General features: G+C 35.9%; 14 protein-coding genes. 10 read left to right on the top strand and 4 right to left on the bottom strand.

Annotation, left to right across the window (positions count from 1 at the left end; translation table 11 throughout):
- Positions 1–10: 10 nt before the first annotated feature.
- On the top strand, positions 11–1066 hold the full coding sequence (locus tag B8967_RS07480) for a Gfo/Idh/MocA family oxidoreductase (protein ID WP_084085486.1): 1056 nt from the start codon (positions 11–13) through the stop codon (positions 1064–1066).
- A 14-nt stretch (positions 1067–1080) separates the two neighbouring features.
- On the opposite strand, the gene B8967_RS07475 is transcribed toward B8967_RS07480, so the two are convergent.
- Positions 1081–2976 carry an ABC-F family ATP-binding cassette domain-containing protein gene (locus tag B8967_RS07475; protein WP_084085484.1) on the bottom strand — a complete coding sequence of 632 codons (1896 nt, stop codon included), beginning with the start codon at positions 2974–2976 and terminating at the stop codon, positions 1081–1083.
- 195 nt (positions 2977–3171) lie between these two features.
- On the opposite strand from B8967_RS07475, the gene B8967_RS07470 reads away from it, so the two are divergent.
- The gene (locus B8967_RS07470) at positions 3172–3684 is read left to right on the top strand and encodes a 5' nucleotidase, NT5C type (RefSeq protein ID WP_047490176.1); all 513 of its coding nucleotides are present in this window, start codon (positions 3172–3174) and stop codon (positions 3682–3684) included.
- A gap of 12 nt (positions 3685–3696) precedes the next feature.
- Here B8967_RS07470 and B8967_RS07465 read toward each other — a convergent pair whose 3' ends face one another.
- Positions 3697–4560 (bottom strand): glycoside hydrolase family 25 protein, encoded by an 864-nt coding sequence (locus B8967_RS07465; protein WP_047490179.1) that lies wholly within the window; start codon positions 4558–4560, stop codon positions 3697–3699.
- A gap of 65 nt (positions 4561–4625) precedes the next feature.
- Between B8967_RS07465 and B8967_RS07460 the strand changes: the two genes are divergently transcribed.
- From B8967_RS07460 to deoC, 5 genes are all read left to right on the top strand, one after another.
- Positions 4626–5888: an NAD(P)/FAD-dependent oxidoreductase gene (locus B8967_RS07460; protein ID WP_047490181.1), complete on the top strand. Its 1263-nt coding sequence runs from the start codon at positions 4626–4628 to the stop codon at positions 5886–5888.
- Positions 5885–6556: a tRNA (guanosine(37)-N1)-methyltransferase TrmD gene (gene trmD, locus B8967_RS07455; RefSeq protein ID WP_047490184.1), complete on the top strand. Its 672-nt coding sequence runs from the start codon at positions 5885–5887 to the stop codon at positions 6554–6556. Before B8967_RS07460 ends, trmD begins: the two co-directional genes overlap by 4 nt.
- 356 nt (positions 6557–6912) lie before the next feature.
- Positions 6913–7848 carry an endonuclease/exonuclease/phosphatase family protein gene (locus B8967_RS07450; RefSeq protein ID WP_047490187.1) on the top strand — a complete coding sequence of 312 codons (936 nt, stop codon included), beginning with the start codon at positions 6913–6915 and terminating at the stop codon, positions 7846–7848.
- A 27-nt stretch (positions 7849–7875) separates the two neighbouring features.
- The gene (locus B8967_RS07445) at positions 7876–8346 is read left to right on the top strand and encodes an Lrp/AsnC ligand binding domain-containing protein (protein ID WP_047490188.1); all 471 of its coding nucleotides are present in this window, start codon (positions 7876–7878) and stop codon (positions 8344–8346) included.
- A 4-nt stretch (positions 8347–8350) separates the two neighbouring features.
- Entirely contained in the window at positions 8351–9094 is a 744-nt protein-coding gene (deoC, locus tag B8967_RS07440) for a deoxyribose-phosphate aldolase (RefSeq protein WP_047490191.1), read from the top strand.
- A gap of 55 nt (positions 9095–9149) precedes the next feature.
- Here deoC and dusB read toward each other — a convergent pair whose 3' ends face one another.
- Both dusB and B8967_RS07430 read right to left on the bottom strand, forming a co-directional pair.
- A complete protein-coding gene (gene dusB / locus B8967_RS07435) occupies positions 9150–10145 on the bottom strand; it encodes a tRNA dihydrouridine synthase DusB (protein WP_084085482.1) in 996 nt (331 codons plus the stop codon).
- Between the two features lie 127 nt (positions 10146–10272).
- Entirely contained in the window at positions 10273–13509 is a 3237-nt protein-coding gene (locus tag B8967_RS07430) for a hypothetical protein (protein WP_081989044.1), read from the bottom strand.
- 147 nt (positions 13510–13656) lie between these two features.
- Here B8967_RS07430 and B8967_RS07425 point away from each other — a divergent pair, with 147 nt between their 5' ends.
- The 3 genes from B8967_RS07425 to B8967_RS07415 all read left to right on the top strand — a co-directional run bounded on the left by B8967_RS07425 (position 13657) and on the right by B8967_RS07415 (position 16592).
- Complete coding sequence (locus tag B8967_RS07425) at positions 13657–14592, top strand: T9SS type A sorting domain-containing protein (RefSeq protein WP_084085480.1); 936 nt, start codon at positions 13657–13659, stop codon at positions 14590–14592.
- A gap of 88 nt (positions 14593–14680) precedes the next feature.
- A complete protein-coding gene (locus B8967_RS07420) occupies positions 14681–15619 on the top strand; it encodes a T9SS type A sorting domain-containing protein (protein WP_084085478.1) in 939 nt (312 codons plus the stop codon).
- 163 nt (positions 15620–15782) lie between these two features.
- Positions 15783–16592, top strand: coding sequence for a lamin tail domain-containing protein (locus B8967_RS07415; RefSeq protein WP_084085476.1), 810 nt, complete (start codon positions 15783–15785; stop codon positions 16590–16592).
- Positions 16593–16651: the final 59 nt, after the last annotated feature.

Here is a 16651-nt window from a genome sequence, read left to right as displayed (position 1 = left end):
AAATAAAATTATGCAATTGGTAAAAGCAGGGCTATGTGCCTTTGGAATGAGTGGAAAAGTATTTCACGCTCCTTTTTTAAAGGAACATCCCGGATTTTTTATTTCTGCTGTAGTAGAAAGAAGCAAAGAAGAATCTAAAGAAAAATATCCTGAAGCCACTATTTATTGCTCAGTAGAAGAGATGCTTCAAAGTGCAGATATAGAATTGGTGGTGATCAATACTCCGGTTCAGACCCATTATGAGTATGCAAAAAAAGCATTGGAAGCAGGGAAAAATATTATTGTTGAAAAACCATTTACGGTGAATGTAGAAGAAGCTGAAGAACTGGTGAAGCTTGCTGAAGAAAAAGGGCTCTTTCTAAGTGTTTATCAGAACAGGAGATTTGACCGTGATTTTTTACAGGTAAAGAAAATTTTAGAAGAGGGAAAACTGGGCAGTATCAAAGAAGCCGAAATTCGCTTTGACAGATTTCGTACGACACCGAGTGGGAAGCAGCATAAGGAAAATCCTGATCAGATAGGTTCGGGTTCTCTTCATGATCTTGGAGCTCACCTTGTAGATCAGGCTGTGCTGTGTTTCGGATATCCTGAGAAGCTTTTTGCTGATGTATTCTCTATGAAAGGGACGGCATTCGCAAATGATTATTTTGAGATCCTTTTATTCTACAAAAATGATGTAAGGGTAAGATTAAAGTCTTCAGTTTTCAGTAAAGAAGCTCATAATGCCTATATCATCCATGGAGATAAAGGCAGTTTCTTACAGGAAAGAACCGACAATCAGGAAAATGAATTGGTAGCAGGTGCTATTCCGGTGTACGGAAATGAATGGATGCAAGGATTAAAGCAACCTGATGGAATTTTAAATTTCCTGAATGAAAACTCCGAAACCGAAAGAATTCTTACTTCAAGCGAAGCCGGAAATTATATGGATTACTATCAGCAGATCTATGAACACATTGTATTTGGGTATCCTTTGCCTTCTCCGGGAAGAGAAGTTATTCAGAACATGAAAATTATAGATGCCTCTCTAAAGAGTACAAAAGAAGAAAAAGTAATCTATTCATAACTCATCATTGTTTTTTATAGAGCTTCCTGAAGTTCAAGCCATTTCATTTCGTGGCTTTCCAGTTTTTCGGAAATGGTTTCCAATTCAGCAGAAAGTTTGACCACTTTTTCATAATCTGTTTCATTATTCAGCTGATCTAATATTTTTGCACGTTGTTCCTCCAGCTCTGGCATTTCTTTTTCAATAGTTTCCAACTCCCTTTGTTCTTTAAAAGTGAGCTTTCTTTTTTTAGCATTGGAAGATGCTGTAGTTTCCGGGAGAGGCGTATTTTCTTTTACAGGTTCTGCCTTTACCGTTGTATTTTTTCCTAAAGCATCCTCACGGCTTTTAGCTTCACGGTATTCTGAAAAGTTTCCTACAAAATCTTTTATTTTTCCATCTCCTTCGAAAGCCAAAACATGATCTATGATCCTGTCCATAAAATATCTGTCGTGGGAAACAATAATTAAAGATCCCTGGAACTGTTGCAGGAAGTTCTCCAGAACGGTTAATGTAGGAAGGTCAAGATCATTCGTAGGTTCATCAAAAATCAAGAAGTTAGGATTTTGATAAAGAATATACATCAGGTGAAGTCTTCTTTTTTCACCTCCCGAAAGTTTTGAAATAGGAGAGTACTGTGCCTGATCATCAAATAAGAACAGTCTTAAGAACTGAGATGCAGAAAGACTTCTTCCGTTGGCTAAAGGATAGAACTCTGCAATTTCTTTAATGAAATCAATAACACGCTCGTCTTCTTTATAGGTAAGACCTTTCTGGGCAAAATAACCGAAAGAAATAGTTTCTCCCGTTTCAATTTCTCCTTTGTCGGCCTTTTCATAGCCCTGGATAATATTTAATAAGGTAGATTTACCTGCTCCGTTTTTTCCAATGATTCCAATTTTTTCACCACGTTGGAACTGATAACTGAAATCTTTTAATAAAACTTTATCTCCAAAACTTTTATCAATATTCTTCAGTTCTAGAATTTTATTTCCAAGGCGTTTCATTTCGAAATCAAGTTCCAGACCTTGTTTTCTGGTATCGGTTTTGGCTACCTTTTCAGTTTCATAAAATGAATCAATTCTGCTTTTAGACTTCGTTGTTCTTGCCTTAGGCTGTCTTCGCATCCATTCAAGCTCTTTTCTATACAGGTTGTTGGCCTTATCGATGGTTGCACTGAGATTTTCTTCGCGGATCATCTTGTTCTCAAGATATGTAGCATAAGAACCGTTATGAAGATAAAGGTTTTGATCCTCTATTTCCCAGATAATATCACAAACACTGTCCAGGAAGTACCTGTCGTGGGTCACAAGCAGTAAAGTTATTTTAGCTTTATTCAGATAATTTTCAAGCCATTCTACCATGTCTACATCCAGGTGGTTGGTAGGCTCATCCATGATCAGGAGTGTGTGTCTGTGCTCAGCTCTGGTTTCTGTTAATAACTTTGCCAACGCAACACGTTTGATCTGTCCTCCCGAAAGAGTTCCCATTTTCGCATCCAAATCAGTGATCTTAAGCTGGGAAAGAATTTGTTTCATTTCATTTTCCAGATCCCAAGCTTTATGAGCCTCCATATCGGCCAAAGCTTTTTCAATGAATTCATTATCGGTGGAATGAAGGGATTTATGATAATTTTTCAACGCAAGGATAGGCGCTGAATCCAGAGTCATCATAAATTCCTCAATGTTTAAATCAGGATCATAATGGATCTCCTGGTCAAACAGAACAACCTGGATATCCTTATTGATGATCGCAGTACCGCTGTCTGCAATTTCTTTACCCATTAATATTTTCAGAAGGGTAGATTTTCCACTTCCGTTTTTGGCAACAATAGCAATTTTGTCTCCTTCATTGATGTGAAAAGAAATGTTTTCGAACAAAACTTTGATACCATAAGATTTGGTAAGATTTTCGGCAGAAACGTAATTCATTGGAAATTAATGGTTTGATTTTGATTTTGAATTGAACCGCAAAAATACGAAAATGTAGCCATAAAACTTTCCGGAACTTCTTTTTATAAAAATGAATATTTATAATTTTTTAATAGACTGTGTCCATTGTCTGAAAAAACTATTCAGTAATTTTGATAAGATTAATTTTAATAATACAAAATCTGATTTGAAATAATGAAAAAAGTAATTGTCGACATGGATGGGGTAATGGCGGATGTATACCATCAGCTGATACAATTTGAAAAAAGAGACTCAGGAAGAGAGATAGAGATCAGTGATCTGACAGGCAAACCTGAAATAGATGCATTTCCCAACGGAAAGAAACACGTTAATGAAGTTGGTTTTTTCAGAACTTTACCTGTTATGGAAGGCAGCCGTGAAGCAATAGAATATCTGAACAACAAATATGAACTGTATATTGTATCTGCAGGCATGGAATTTCCCAACAGCTTAAGAGAAAAATACGACTGGCTTGCAGAGCATTTTCCATTTATTACCTGGGAACAGATTGTTCTTTGCGGTAGCAAAAGAGTGGTTTCCGGAGATGTGATGATTGATGACTATCCAAAAAACCTTGATCATTTCCACGGAGAAAGATTAATTTTTACACAGCCTCATAATGAACTGGTTGAAAATGAAAGCTATAAAAGAGTAGGATCCTGGGATGAGATTATGAATATGCTGTAAAGCAGGCACAACTTAATCTATAGTCAACCTTTTTAGGGACCAGGAATTTCCATTGTAAATATTAAGATCCACTTTGGTATTGATACCATGAACAATGCCGTTTTCTGTAAATTGCCAGAAATCCCATTGGTCATCAGGCGAAGGAGACGGCACATCATTGTAATTAGCTAGCCAGAGTGGATAACCGTCAAATTCACCTTTCAGAAAGTCTTTATAATAATGGTAGTAGGTATAGATGATAGGTTTTTCACCATAGGTGTCTTCTATTATTTTGCACCATATTTTAAGATCTTCTATCAGCTTTTTGTTTGTTTTGCGTTTGGGAATTTTCTCAATATCTAAAATAGGAGGGAGGTCTCCGCTTTCTAATTTTACATTAGCCAAAAAATTGTTAGCCTGGATGATAGGGTCCTCGTCAGCTCTGTAGAAATGATAAGCACCACGGATAAGGTTGTGTTTTTGAGCTTTCCCCCAAAATTCCTCAAAATGCTTGTCGGCATTGCGGTTACCCATGGTTGCCCGCATAATGACAAATTCTAATGGGATGGTTTTATTGCCAATACTGAGGCTGTCCCATTTAATATCTTCTCTGTTTTGATAATGTGAAACATCAAAGCCATACGTTTTATCAAGATTATCCGTAAGAATTTTTTGAATCCTTAATGTTTCTCTTTCACTGTTGTGGAGTTTTTTATGACTAAATTTATTAAAGTACAAAGCATAATAGTAGCTGACGGATTGTTTTAAATAAAAACCGGTCCCTATCAATGCTATAATTAATATTGCCAATACTACCTTCCTGCGGAAAAAATAGTTCTTCCGTCTATTGATATGGAGCTGTTTGGCAGTTTTTTTGGTGTACTTTTTTGGTGTCATAAAGTTTTGCAAAACTAACTTTTTTCACTACTAAATGCTAAATAAAATCAGTAAATTTGTTTATTATGGAAACACGCGAAAAAATCATCATTATAGGAGGAGGATTTGCGGGGCTACAGCTTGCAAAAACATTAAATAATAAAAATAAAAAAGTTATTGTACTGGATAGGGTGAATCATCACATGTTCCAGCCGCTTTTTTATCAGGTAGCTTCAGGGAGGATAGAACCTTCCAATATTTCCTTTCCTTTCCGAAAGATTTTTCAGCAATCCAGAAACACGCAGTTTCGTATGACGGAGGTGAAAGAAATTGATCCTGCCCACAACAAAGTCATTACTGATGAAGCAGAATTTACTTACGATAAACTGATTATTGCTACCGGTTGTAAAACTAATTTTTTCGGCAATAAAGATCTTGAAAGCAAAGCTTTTGGGATGAAAAATACCCAGGAAGCCATCGGGATCAGGAATCATGTTTTAACAACTTTTGAAAAACTGATCCTGGAAAAAAGCCGGAGTGATGACGGAAACTGGAATATTGTCATTGTAGGAAGCGGACCTACCGGGGTAGAGCTTGCAGGGGCCTTTGCAGAAATGAAAAAAGAAATTCTGCCAAGAGATTATCCGTATATGAATTTTGATCAGCTGAAAATTATTCTGGTAAGTTCCACAGAAAAGCCACTGGCCGTGATGAGTAATGAAGCACAGGATCAATCTGAAAAATACCTCAAAGACCTCGGAGTAACTTTTATGAGTGGTGAAGTGGTTACAGAATATGATGGAGATAAAGTACATCTGAAAAGCGGTAAAGAAATTCCTTCAAACAATGTCATTTGGGCAGCAGGAGTTACCGGCAATGTAATAGACGGCTTCCCTGAGGAAAAACTAATAAGAAACCGATATATAGTAGACCGCTATAATAGAATAAAAGGCTACGATAATATCTATGCCATCGGAGATATTGCCTATATGGAAACTCCGAAATATCCGCAAGGACACCCACAGGTAGCTAATGTGGCCATTAATCAGGCGAAAAATTTGGGGAGAAATTTTTTAAAGAAAAATCCTTCCGAATGGAAAGAATATGAATATAATGACCAGGGTTCTTTAGCTACTATAGGTAAGCATAGAGCCGTTGTTGATTTACCGTTTATAAAATTTCAGGGATTTTTTGCATGGTATTTCTGGATGTTTCTGCATTTAATGTTAATTTTGAGCGTTCGAAATAAGCTGGCCATCTTTTTCAACTGGATGTGGAGCTATTTCAATAAAGATTCATCTTTAAGATTAATTATTATACCTACTAAGAAAAACGGAACATTACAATGAGAATTGATATAATAAGCGTGCTACCGGAATTAATGGAAAGTCCGTTTCAAACTTCTATTTTGAAGAGAGCAATGGATAAAGGATTGGCAGAAGTACATTTTCATCATTTGAGAGACTGGGCGATCAACAAACACAGACAGATTGATGATGAACCTTATGGAGGTGGAGCAGGGATGGTTATGATGATAGAGCCTCTGGATAAATGTATTTCGGAGCTTAAATCTCAGAGGGATTATGATGAGGTTATTTATCTGACACCGGATGGAGTGACTTTAAATCAAAAAATTGCCAATACACTTTCTATAAAGAACAATCTGATCTTTCTATGTGGTCATTATAAAGGAATTGATCAGAGAGTAAGGGATCTTCATATTACAAAAGAAATTTCAATAGGGGATTATGTGCTTACCGGAGGTGAGCTGGCAGCATGTGTTCTTGCAGATTCTGTGATCCGACTGCTTCCGGGTGTTTTAAACGACGAACAAAGCGCTCTTACAGATAGTTTTCAGGATGATTTACTTTCGCCTCCTATTTACACCAGACCCGAAAGCTATAAAGGTCTGGAAGTTCCTAAAATTTTACTGAGCGGGAATTTTGCAAAGATTGAAGAATGGAGACATGATGAAGCGGTAAGAATTACCAAAGAAAAACGTCCCGATTTACTTTAAAAAAAATATTATTGTTTTTTTTAAACCTATTTGCAATAATTGCGAATGGAATAATATTTGTTATATGATATTTTATTAAGAAAAATATTAGTAGTTTTTATTTTAAGTTAATATTTTATTTTATTTATTTTGAATTTTGCTTATTGTCTCAATTTTCGATATTGAGGTAATATCATGAAATGATTGAAAAATTAATTCACTAAGTGTTGTTTTGTTAGTGATTTTTGTTATATTTGATCGTTTTTTACTGAAAAATTAATTTTGAAATTAACAAATATTAATTAAAGAAATTTAAAAAAATAGTAAATTTATAATTGAAAAAAGAGCATACTAACTAAAGATAGAAATTTGTGCTGATGGAGCTATTCTCTTTTTATAATGTTGAAAATTTATTTTTGCCTGATCCAAAACCTGTTCATAAACTGGACCCTACAAAATCAGGTTTAAGAAGCTGGGATGAAAAGAGATATAAAAATAAGCTTTTTAAAATCTCTCATGTATTCCAACTGATGAAGGAGGAAAATGGCGTATTGCCATTTATGATAGGACTCTCTGAAGTTTCCGGCAGGAAAGTTTTAGAAGATCTGGTGGAGATGGATCCTTTTCACTCAGAATATGGAATTGTACATTATAATTCTATGGATGAAAGAAAGGTAGATGTAGCAATGCTGTATGATAAAAATAAAGTAGAGGTAATAGATTCTGAAACCATTACTTTCTTTTTTGAAATATCAAATAAAAACACAGGAAATTACGACACAACCAGGGACGTACTTTTTTCTAAGATTAAATATAAAGGGGAAATTATTAATGTCTTTATCGCCCACCTTCCCTCTAAGCGCGAAAAAGATATCAATAAACCTAAAAGAGCTTTTATATTAAACGAAATCCGGCAACGGATCTTGAAAATTGTAGATGATGATAAGGAACATGTTATATTGTGTGGTGATTTTAATGAAAACCCGGATGATGAAAATTTAGTAAAAATTCTCTATGACAATGATCATGAGAAGGTTTTGATGAACCCTTTTCAGGAATTGTTTTCCGCAAGAAATTATTCTACTTTTCATTATAAATCTGGATTGCTGTATGATCAGATCATAATGTCGAGATCACTTCTGGACAATAAAACACTGGCCTTTCAGGAGGCTTGTATTTTTAATTCTGAGAAAATAAGCAGCAGGACCAGAAATTTTGAAGGACGTCCTTTCCGAACTTATGCCGGTACAAGGTATTTGGGTGGGTATAGCGATCACTTTCCGGTTTTTGTCAGATTTAGTGACTTATCTTAAAAAACATAAATAATAAAAAAGTAGAAAATGAAAAATTCGAGTAACACAAGTTATCATTTAGATTCAATTGACAAAGAGATCATCTACATGTTGATGGACAATGCTAAAACTTCTTTAGCACACATTTCAAAAAATGTTGGAATTTCTACAACAGCAGTACATCAAAGAATTAAAAAACTGGAACACGCAGGAGTTATTGAAAACTCGATTTCGTTCCTTAATCCTAAGAAAATTGGATATAAGGTGATTTCGTATATTGGTGTGTTTCTTGATCAGCCAAGTCATTATCCTGATGTGGTAAAATCTTTGCATGATATTAATGAAGTAGTAGAGGCCCATTATACTACAGGAAATTACACCATATTCCTGAAGGTTCTTTGTAAAGATAATGATCATTTGATGCAGATCCTTAGCAAACTTCAGAAACTAAAAGGAGTAACAAGAACAGAAACCTTTATATCTTTGGAACAAGGTATTTACAGACAATTGAAAGTATAACGATATGAACATAGGACAATATTTGGATTCCACTTACTTGAAAACACCTGAGCAATCAGGGATTTCACACGAAGAAACTCTTCAAAAAGATAAAGAACTGGCTCAGGAAGCTATTGACAATGATTTGTTTGCTGTAATGATCCGCCCGGATTATGTAGCAGAGATCAAAAAATATATTCAGGAAAGAGATTCAAATGTTGCAGTGGGAACTGTAATAGGTTTTCATGAAGGAACATACTCTATTGATGAGAAGCTTGCAGAAGCTACAAAAGCAATTGAGGATGGAGCAGATGAATTGGATTTTGTTATTAATTACAAGGCATACCTTGAAGGAAATACAGCCTTGGTAAAAGAAGAATTTGTACAGTGCACAAAGCTTGGGTTGGAACATCATAAAGTTGTAAAATGGATTATCGAAATTGCCGCTTTAACCGATGAACAAATTGCTGATCTTACCAAAAATATTTCCGGTTGGGCCGGAGAAAATTTTACAGAAAAGGACTTTCCTCATATTTTTGTAAAATCTTCAACAGGTTTTTTTGAAACCACTGGTGGAAAACCTAACGGTGCCACATTTGAAGGAGTGAAAATAATGCTTGATAATGCAGGAAAACTTCCTGTAAAAGCAGCAGGAGGAGTAAGAACCCCAGAGGATGCTGAAAGAATGATCAATATGGGAGTGAAAAGAATAGGAACTTCTTCAGCCCTGGCATTAATTAAAAATCAGTCTTCATCAGAAGGATATTAATATTGATATCAATTATAAATAAAAAAACCATCAAATTCATTTGATGGTTTTTATTTTATGCCTGTGCCTGATATTCTTCGTAAAACTGTTGAGTCTCCAGAATAAGGCTGCTCATTTCGTCTAATGTGAAAACCTCCAGGAATTTTTTTCTGAATTCCTTAAAGTGAGGAACACCACGGAAATAGTTACTATAGTGCTGACGCATTTCTATTAGTCCTAATTTTTCCCCTTTCCATTCTACACTCCATTCAGCATGCTGGCGTACTGCCAATAAACGGTCTGCGACGGTTGGCTCAGGTAAATGTTCACCTGTTTTAAAGAAATGTTTGATCTCATTAAATATCCAGGGATAACCAATTGCTGCACGTCCGATCATAATTCCGTCACATGCATATTTTTGTTTGTATTCCAATGCTTTTTCAGCAGAATCGATGTCACCGTTCCCAAAAATAGGAATTTCAATATTCGGATTCTGTTTTATTCTTGAAATATGTTCCCAGTCTGCTTCCCCTTTATACATTTGTGCACGGGTTCTGGCATGTATCGTAAGGGCCTTAATTCCTGTTTCCTGTAGGCGCTCTGCTACTTCATCAATATTAATACATGTACTGTCCCAACCTAAACGGGTTTTAACAGTCACTGGCAAATGAGTAGAACTTACTACAGCTTTTGTAAGACGAACCATAAGGTCAATATCTTTCAACACTCCTGCTCCTGCTCCTTTGCAGACCACTTTTTTTACAGGGCATCCGAAATTAATATCCACTAAATCAGGATTTACCGTTTCTACAATTTTTGCAGACATAGCCATTGCCTCTTCATCTCCTCCAAAGATCTGTATGCCAACAGGTCTTTCATAATCAAAGATATCCAGCTTTTTACGGCTCTTCATTGCATCACGGATTAAGCCTTCGGAAGAAATAAATTCCGAATACATTAAATCTGCACCATGCATTTTACACAAACGTCTGAACGGAGGATCACTTACATCTTCCATCGGAGCCAGCAAAAGTGGAAATTCCGGCAGTTCTATATTGCCTATTTTTATCATGGTGCAAATTTACAAAATTCTTAGGATTAGAAAATATGATAATATCTATGAGTGTGATGGGGTGAATTTGATCGGTTGGAAGCGGAAGATATGAGAATGTACATGTACATTCTCCTTTCTTCAGGTCTTAGAAGCTTGCTTTTACCTGCATACTTCCGATATGTATTGTCCTGTCACCAGAGTTTCTTCCTTCATAATTTAAATTTAACTGAATGAAAGAGTTGATCGCCTGCTGGATAAATACACTCCATACCTGGTTTTTTCCAGGCTTTAAACCATCCAGCATCTGGTTTCCTACAATACTGTAATTATTTCCGGTGAAGGTATTATTGATGAATGAAAAATTCCCACGGATTGAAGTTTTTTTACGTTCCCACTGAATGGTTCCGGTAATATCAAAGGCTTTAAGATTTTCCTCTCCATCCACTCTCTCTTTTTTGCGGTAAGCGGCTGAGAGCTCAGTCTGGATAGCATCAGTAAATTTATAGGTAGCCTTCGGTTTGGTTTCCATATTGTTTAAACGATAATCTCTTGTTGCAAACAGCTGCGAGGAGTTTTTAATATCATGAACCGAGTTTTCCCAGTCTACCCTGAATTCTTTATTGAACCAGTATCCTATATTCAGGAAATGAGAAATTTGCTCACGTTCTTCACTGCTGAAGTTTGCATTGATAAGATTGTCGTTAGATATAAATCGGTAGTTTCCGTTCCAGCCGGATTTGTCGGTAGGATTAAACTGTACAGAGGTCAGTATATTTTGATTTTTAAGAATCTGATCACTGTTTTTTTCAAAAGGATTAAGGACCAACACCCTGTCTTTTTTATAGAAAGAGTTTTGAGAATTTAATGAAATATTGAAGTTCCAGCGCTTTAAAAATGCATTCTCAGAATTGAAAACAATAGCAGGGTTTACGAATAAAGCCAGCTGAAGTTTATTTTTATTAGACGGAATATATCGTACAGAATTGGTGTAAACACGGATGTATTTTGCTAAATCTGAATATTCTGCGATTTCAAATTCATCCAGCTGCTGAATACCGTCTCCGTTATAATCGGTCCATTTATAGATCCCTTGTCCATCTGTTACTTTAATGTATTGAAACTCCCTTTGTGCCTCCTGTCCGTTTCCGAGTTCGTAGAATGCCTGCAAACGCATTCCATTCCTGAAAAGCTGCTGATTGTAAAGGATATTTCCAACCACAAAATCATTGTTTCTGGTTACGGCATCGGCAATATCGTTCTGGTAAAAGAATTTTCTATAGTGAATTAACGCATTAAGAGTGGTTCTTTCGGTTTTAATGATTTGACTTTCTGCCATGATCCCCAAAATACTGTTCATGTTTTGAAGTCTGTTATCACGTACAGAGTCATTATCTCTCATATATACTTTTGCCAGCAATTTGGTCCTGGTGCTATCGCCAACTTTCTTTTGAACAAAAATTTCTTTCCAGCTGAAACTGGTTACATCCAGGAGTTGAGTGTCATTATATTTTTTCTCATTGTGCTCCATGCTTCCTCCAATAGCCCAGCTGCCTTTTTTACCGGTATATTCTGTGGAAACACCTCCTCGTATAAACTTGGTATCCTGTAACGTTGCATTGGTATTCAGGAAGGAGAAGTTTCCTTTGGTAAAGAACTTTCCTTTGATCCAACCAAAATCCAGGTCATTTTTAATCCCTTTATAAGAATCCTGCTCATTCAAATAGTTAATACGGTAATTTAAAGTAGATTTATTATTCCACTTATTCAGGAAGCTGAAAGTAAACCTGTTTTGAGTTCTGTTGTTGAATTCCTGCACCAAGTTGAAATCTCTGGAGAATTCTACATCATTGATACGGTCCAGAATATGGAATTGCCTGTCTATATATTGATATTCAAAACTTGGAGTTCCTTTCCAGTTGTTTTTAGTAAAGCTTTTATTTCCGAAAATCCGCCATGCATATCCAATATTCTGATCAGAATCTTTTGAGGAAAATAAATTGATATCATAGTTACTCATGGAAATATCAGTACCAATTTTCCCTTCATTTAATAAGTATTCCGAGTTTAGGGAGAAGACCTGTGATTTTTGAGGAGAAGGAAGCTTTCTTACGGCTCTGTAATCTCCTCCATTCGGTCCTGCATATTCGAAAACACGTCCGTTATTGGTGGTTTGTGCTACTTTATAATCTCCCTGGTTGGCTCCAAAATAAGTGAAGGAAACCTGATAAAGTGTTTGATTCTGATCTGTAGAAAATTCATAAAAATTTCCCGTAGGGTTTGAATGCAAAACATATAGGATTTTGTTAACATCATATTCGGTCACTACACCGGATGGAGCATACATCAAATTAGGGTCATTGCCGGCATTAGCCAGGATTTCCTCATCCTCTTTAGAAAGGTTTAAAGAAAGTGGTGCATTTTTATTATCATTTTCCATAAACCAGTTAAGGCCTACTTTGAATTTTTCTCTCTGATGTTCCAGTTTACCCGTAAATAAATATCTGGAATAATTTCTGTTGGCGTAGTTATAAGAGATGGTGATGAAGTTTTGTTGGAAAATAGGACGGAAACTGGTAAAAGTAACCTCACCTGTGTTATAATTGATAATATAATCCTGGTTTTCACCACGTTTCATTAAAATACCATCAATGAATACCTGCTCAGATCCTGAGATCAGTGTGATAAACTGTTCTCCGTTTTTACCTGTCAAACGATAAGGCCCCTGGTTTCCTTCTACCCCCTGAAAACGGATCCTGTGAAATTCACTTCGTGCAACCCCCATTGAAACATCTACAAGTGTTTTGTTTTCAGTTCCAAATTCAGTCTGAAACTGAAGCCCCATGCTTCTTCTCTGATATTTGGCAAAGTAATTTTTAGATTCAACAAGATCTAAATGCCCGGCTCTGAGAATAGATTTATCCTTAATATTAAGCTGCATATAAATCTTATCAAATTCTTCCAAAGTCTGCGTATACCCATCAGCCTGAATCGGTAGATTATGATCTGAAATACTGGCCAGAATGGTTACGTCCTTGGAAAGGCGCCCTGAAATCTGAAGATCCATGGAACTTTGTACAGATTGCCCCTGATTATTACCAAAAGTAATCCCACGGATGATAGACCCTTTAGAATTAAGCTCTCCTAAAAATCTTTTTTTATCATTTTTAGCCAGTACAGCTTCATCAATAATAATTTTATTATTCGTCCTTATAAAGTCCAGAGTGTCTTTGGTGAAAATATCCTGTTCCAGCCTGGCTGCCAGAATACTGTCCTTTTTTATACTGTCCTCAGGAACATTGGGATTTTTCCATGAAAATACCTGGGCACTCCCTGAGAAGATGCCTAAAAAGAAGAATACGAATAGTAGAATAAAATTCCGCAAGTCCTGAAAATAATCCGTAAAAATAATTAAAAAATGTTAACGGAATGGGGTTTAGTATTATTAACAGAAAATTAATATAATTATTGCGAATGACTAAAAATTTGATATAATTTAGCGGTTGAAATTATTAATATTTAAATTTTAATCATGAAAAAACTTTATTCGTTAGCTTTATTTTGTTTAACAGGTTTTGCATTTGGTCAAATTAGCTTAACGACACTAAACACTCCTTACACTCAAAATTTTGATGAATTAGTAAATACTGGAACAGGTTCTCTGGCCTTAACCGGTGGTTTAGTAGGATGGAGCATTGTAGAGACGGGTGCTAATGCCAATACTACGTATGCAGCAGATACAGGAGCATTAAATGCTGGTAATACTTATAGTTATGGATCAGCAGGGAGTACTGATAGAGCATTAGGATCTGTGGCGAGCAGTAACTTATTGTCAAGATGGGGAGCTCAGTTTAAAAATGATACTGGAAATCAGATTACAGATCTTCAAATATCTTATACTGGTGAAGAGTGGAGAATGGGACAACTGAACAGAGGGAGTAATGATAAGATTATATTTGAGTACAGTACGGATGCTACCTCATTAACGACAGGAACATGGACTGCTGTTTCAGCTTTAACTTATGAAACAACTAATGCTACAGGAACTGCAGGAGCAAGAGACGGGAATGCTGCAAGCTACAGAACTGCACTTAGCTCTACAATTTCTGCATTGAATATTCCTGTAGGACAAACATTTTGGATCAGATTTGTTGATTTTAATGCCGATCAGTCTGATGACGGTCTTGCTATAGATGACTTTTCTTTAATACCTCAGGGAGGAACCTTGGCAACAGGAGAAAATAGAATTTCAAGCAAATCTTTTGTTAAAAACACTTCAGTTGAAAATGAAATCTACTTCGGAGTACAATCAGAAGTTAAAATCTTCAATATAAGTGGGCAATTGATCAAAACAGCTTCAGTGAGAGAAAACGGAAGTTTAAATGTAGTTGAACTTCAAAAAGGAATTTATTTTGTAACAGGAATTGTAAACGGTAAAAACGTTTCTGAGAAGGTTATTAAAAGATAATTTTAACTAATTGTTAAATATGCACCGTCACTTGAATTGGGTGACGGTTTTTTTGTACTTTTAGACTATAAATTTAAATCATCATATAATGAAAAAAATCTTTACTATTTTGGGAATAGCTTCTGCTATTGGTTTTATGAATGCGCAAACTACCGTTTTGACGGAAGATTTTAGTTTTACAGGAGCTCTTAATGCAAATGGATGGGTTACTCACAGTGGGACGGCAGGACAATTGACATCTAACGGAAATGCTGTTAATTTAATTTCAGGAAATTCAGAAGATGTAAATAAGGCATTTTCAAGTGTATACAACATTAGCTCTACTGAAGTGAGCAGAGCAGAATATTCTGCTACAATTAATGTACCTAACGGGACAGGTTTAAGTACTACCGCAGGTGACTATTTTTTAATGTTTACAGTTTCTTCTGGTGCTAATCCAGGAATTTTTAATGGAAGACTTTTTGCAAAAGGATCTGCAACAGGATATACTTTAGGAGTTTTGAATAATGGTGCAGGAGGATCTGCAACACCAACTTTTGGAACTGAAATTCCTTATGGGACACCTGCTAATATTACTTTGGCTTATATCGTTGATAATACTGGAGGTTCAAGTTCGAATACAGCAACTTTACAAATCAACTCTCAACCCTTAATTACAAGTACTGCCGGAACAGGTTCTGCGCCAGCAACAATTGGTGCCGTAGCTATCAGACAGGGTTCAGGAACTGGAAATATCTCCATTGATAATCTAGTGGCCAAGGTATATTCTCCAACATTGGCTGTTTCAGAATTTAAAAACGGCAAATCAGGAAGCTTTGTAAAAAATTCTTTCGTTAAAAATGGAGAAATTACTTTTGGAGCTGATGTAAAAGATGTAAAAGTTTTCAATATGTATGGACAAGTTGTGAAAACGGCTTCTGTAAAACAAAACGGAGCTGTCAACGTAGCTGAACTTACAAAAGGAAATTATATTGTAACCGGAACGGTAAACAATCAGCCGGTATCTCAAAAAATATTGAAGGACTAAAACGAAGTTTTTAGATAAAATAGAAGCCACTCATTTCTTTGAATGAGTGGCTTTTTTATATTAACAGATCCTTATTTATTGTAATTTTTCTTATTAATTTTTCAATTATATGGTACTGTTTTTGATATTTTTAATTCAAATTTGTTGCTAAAATTATACACCCATGAAAAAAATATTTACTATTGCAGGGTTAATACTGTTTGCTGTAGTGGCACATGCTCAAATCGTTATCAATGAGATCTACGGAGGGAACGAAAATTCCGGGGCTGTATTAAAAAATAATTATATTGTATTAAAAAATATAGGAAATGTTCCCGTTTCTTTATCCGGAGCTACTATTCAGTATGCCCCTGCAGTAGGAGCATTTAACCAATATCATACATTACCGGATTTTACCCTGAATCCGGATCAAACCTACCTGATTCAGGAGGCTGGGATTAGCGGAGGAACAGTAAATTTGCCAACTCCGGATTATATTGCCACAACGGTAACCAATTTTGATGCAACTCCTAATCAGTCAAAGGGATTACATATTTCAGGAGTTTCAGGAAAAATTGCATTGGCTGCCAATAATGTGCAGGTTCCCGGACCTATATCATCCAATGTACTGGATTTTGTAGGATATGGCTCCAACGCAGATCAGTTTATGGGTGACGGCCCGGCTCCGTCTCCAACAATAACAACGGGGATCAAAAGGATAATGGGCAGCAGCAATGACAATCAGGTTGATTTCTCTCTTAAGGGTACTGCAAAGTCCGGTTTTGTACAAAATCCATTTATAAAAGGCAATGAAATTGTTTTCGGATCCGAAATTACTGATGTCAAAGTGTATGATACCTTCAGACGTGTTGTGAAAAAAGCCCCTACAAAGACGGCCTTAGCTCTCGATATTGCAGAATTACCTAAAGGAACTTATATTGTAACAGGAACAATTAATAATGTCCCTATTTCTCAGAAAATTGTAAGGGATTAGTTTTTTATAGAGAAGGCTACCTTACACTAAGATAGCCTTTTATTTTTTTAGTACTTCGT

This window comes from Chryseobacterium sp. YR221, assembly GCF_900176315.1.
Taxonomy (GTDB): domain Bacteria; phylum Bacteroidota; class Bacteroidia; order Flavobacteriales; family Weeksellaceae; genus Chryseobacterium; species Chryseobacterium rhizosphaerae.
This window is presented reverse-complemented; position numbering and strand designations above follow the sequence as displayed.

Excerpts from the sequence above, each read along its gene's own strand:
- B8967_RS07425 (WP_084085480.1), top strand. The coding sequence starts at position 13,657 with ATGAAAAAACTTTATTCGTTAGCTTTATTTTGTTTAACAGGTTTTGCA.
- B8967_RS07450 (WP_047490187.1), top strand. The coding sequence starts at position 6,913 with ATGGAGCTATTCTCTTTTTATAATGTTGAAAATTTATTTTTGCCTGAT.
- B8967_RS07415 (WP_084085476.1), top strand. The coding sequence starts at position 15,783 with ATGAAAAAAATATTTACTATTGCAGGGTTAATACTGTTTGCTGTAGTG.
- B8967_RS07420 (WP_084085478.1), top strand. The coding sequence starts at position 14,681 with ATGAAAAAAATCTTTACTATTTTGGGAATAGCTTCTGCTATTGGTTTT.
- dusB (WP_084085482.1), bottom strand. The coding sequence starts at position 10,145 with ATGATAAAAATAGGCAATATAGAACTGCCGGAATTTCCACTTTTGCTG.
- trmD (WP_047490184.1), top strand. The coding sequence starts at position 5,885 with ATGAGAATTGATATAATAAGCGTGCTACCGGAATTAATGGAAAGTCCG.
- deoC (WP_047490191.1), top strand. The coding sequence starts at position 8,351 with ATGAACATAGGACAATATTTGGATTCCACTTACTTGAAAACACCTGAG.
- B8967_RS07460 (WP_047490181.1), top strand. The coding sequence starts at position 4,626 with ATGGAAACACGCGAAAAAATCATCATTATAGGAGGAGGATTTGCGGGG.
- B8967_RS07475 (WP_084085484.1), bottom strand. The coding sequence starts at position 2,976 with ATGAATTACGTTTCTGCCGAAAATCTTACCAAATCTTATGGTATCAAA.
- B8967_RS07470 (WP_047490176.1), top strand. The coding sequence starts at position 3,172 with ATGAAAAAAGTAATTGTCGACATGGATGGGGTAATGGCGGATGTATAC.
- B8967_RS07480 (WP_084085486.1), top strand. The coding sequence starts at position 11 with ATGCAATTGGTAAAAGCAGGGCTATGTGCCTTTGGAATGAGTGGAAAA.
- B8967_RS07465 (WP_047490179.1), bottom strand. The coding sequence starts at position 4,560 with ATGACACCAAAAAAGTACACCAAAAAAACTGCCAAACAGCTCCATATC.
- B8967_RS07445 (WP_047490188.1), top strand. The coding sequence starts at position 7,876 with ATGAAAAATTCGAGTAACACAAGTTATCATTTAGATTCAATTGACAAA.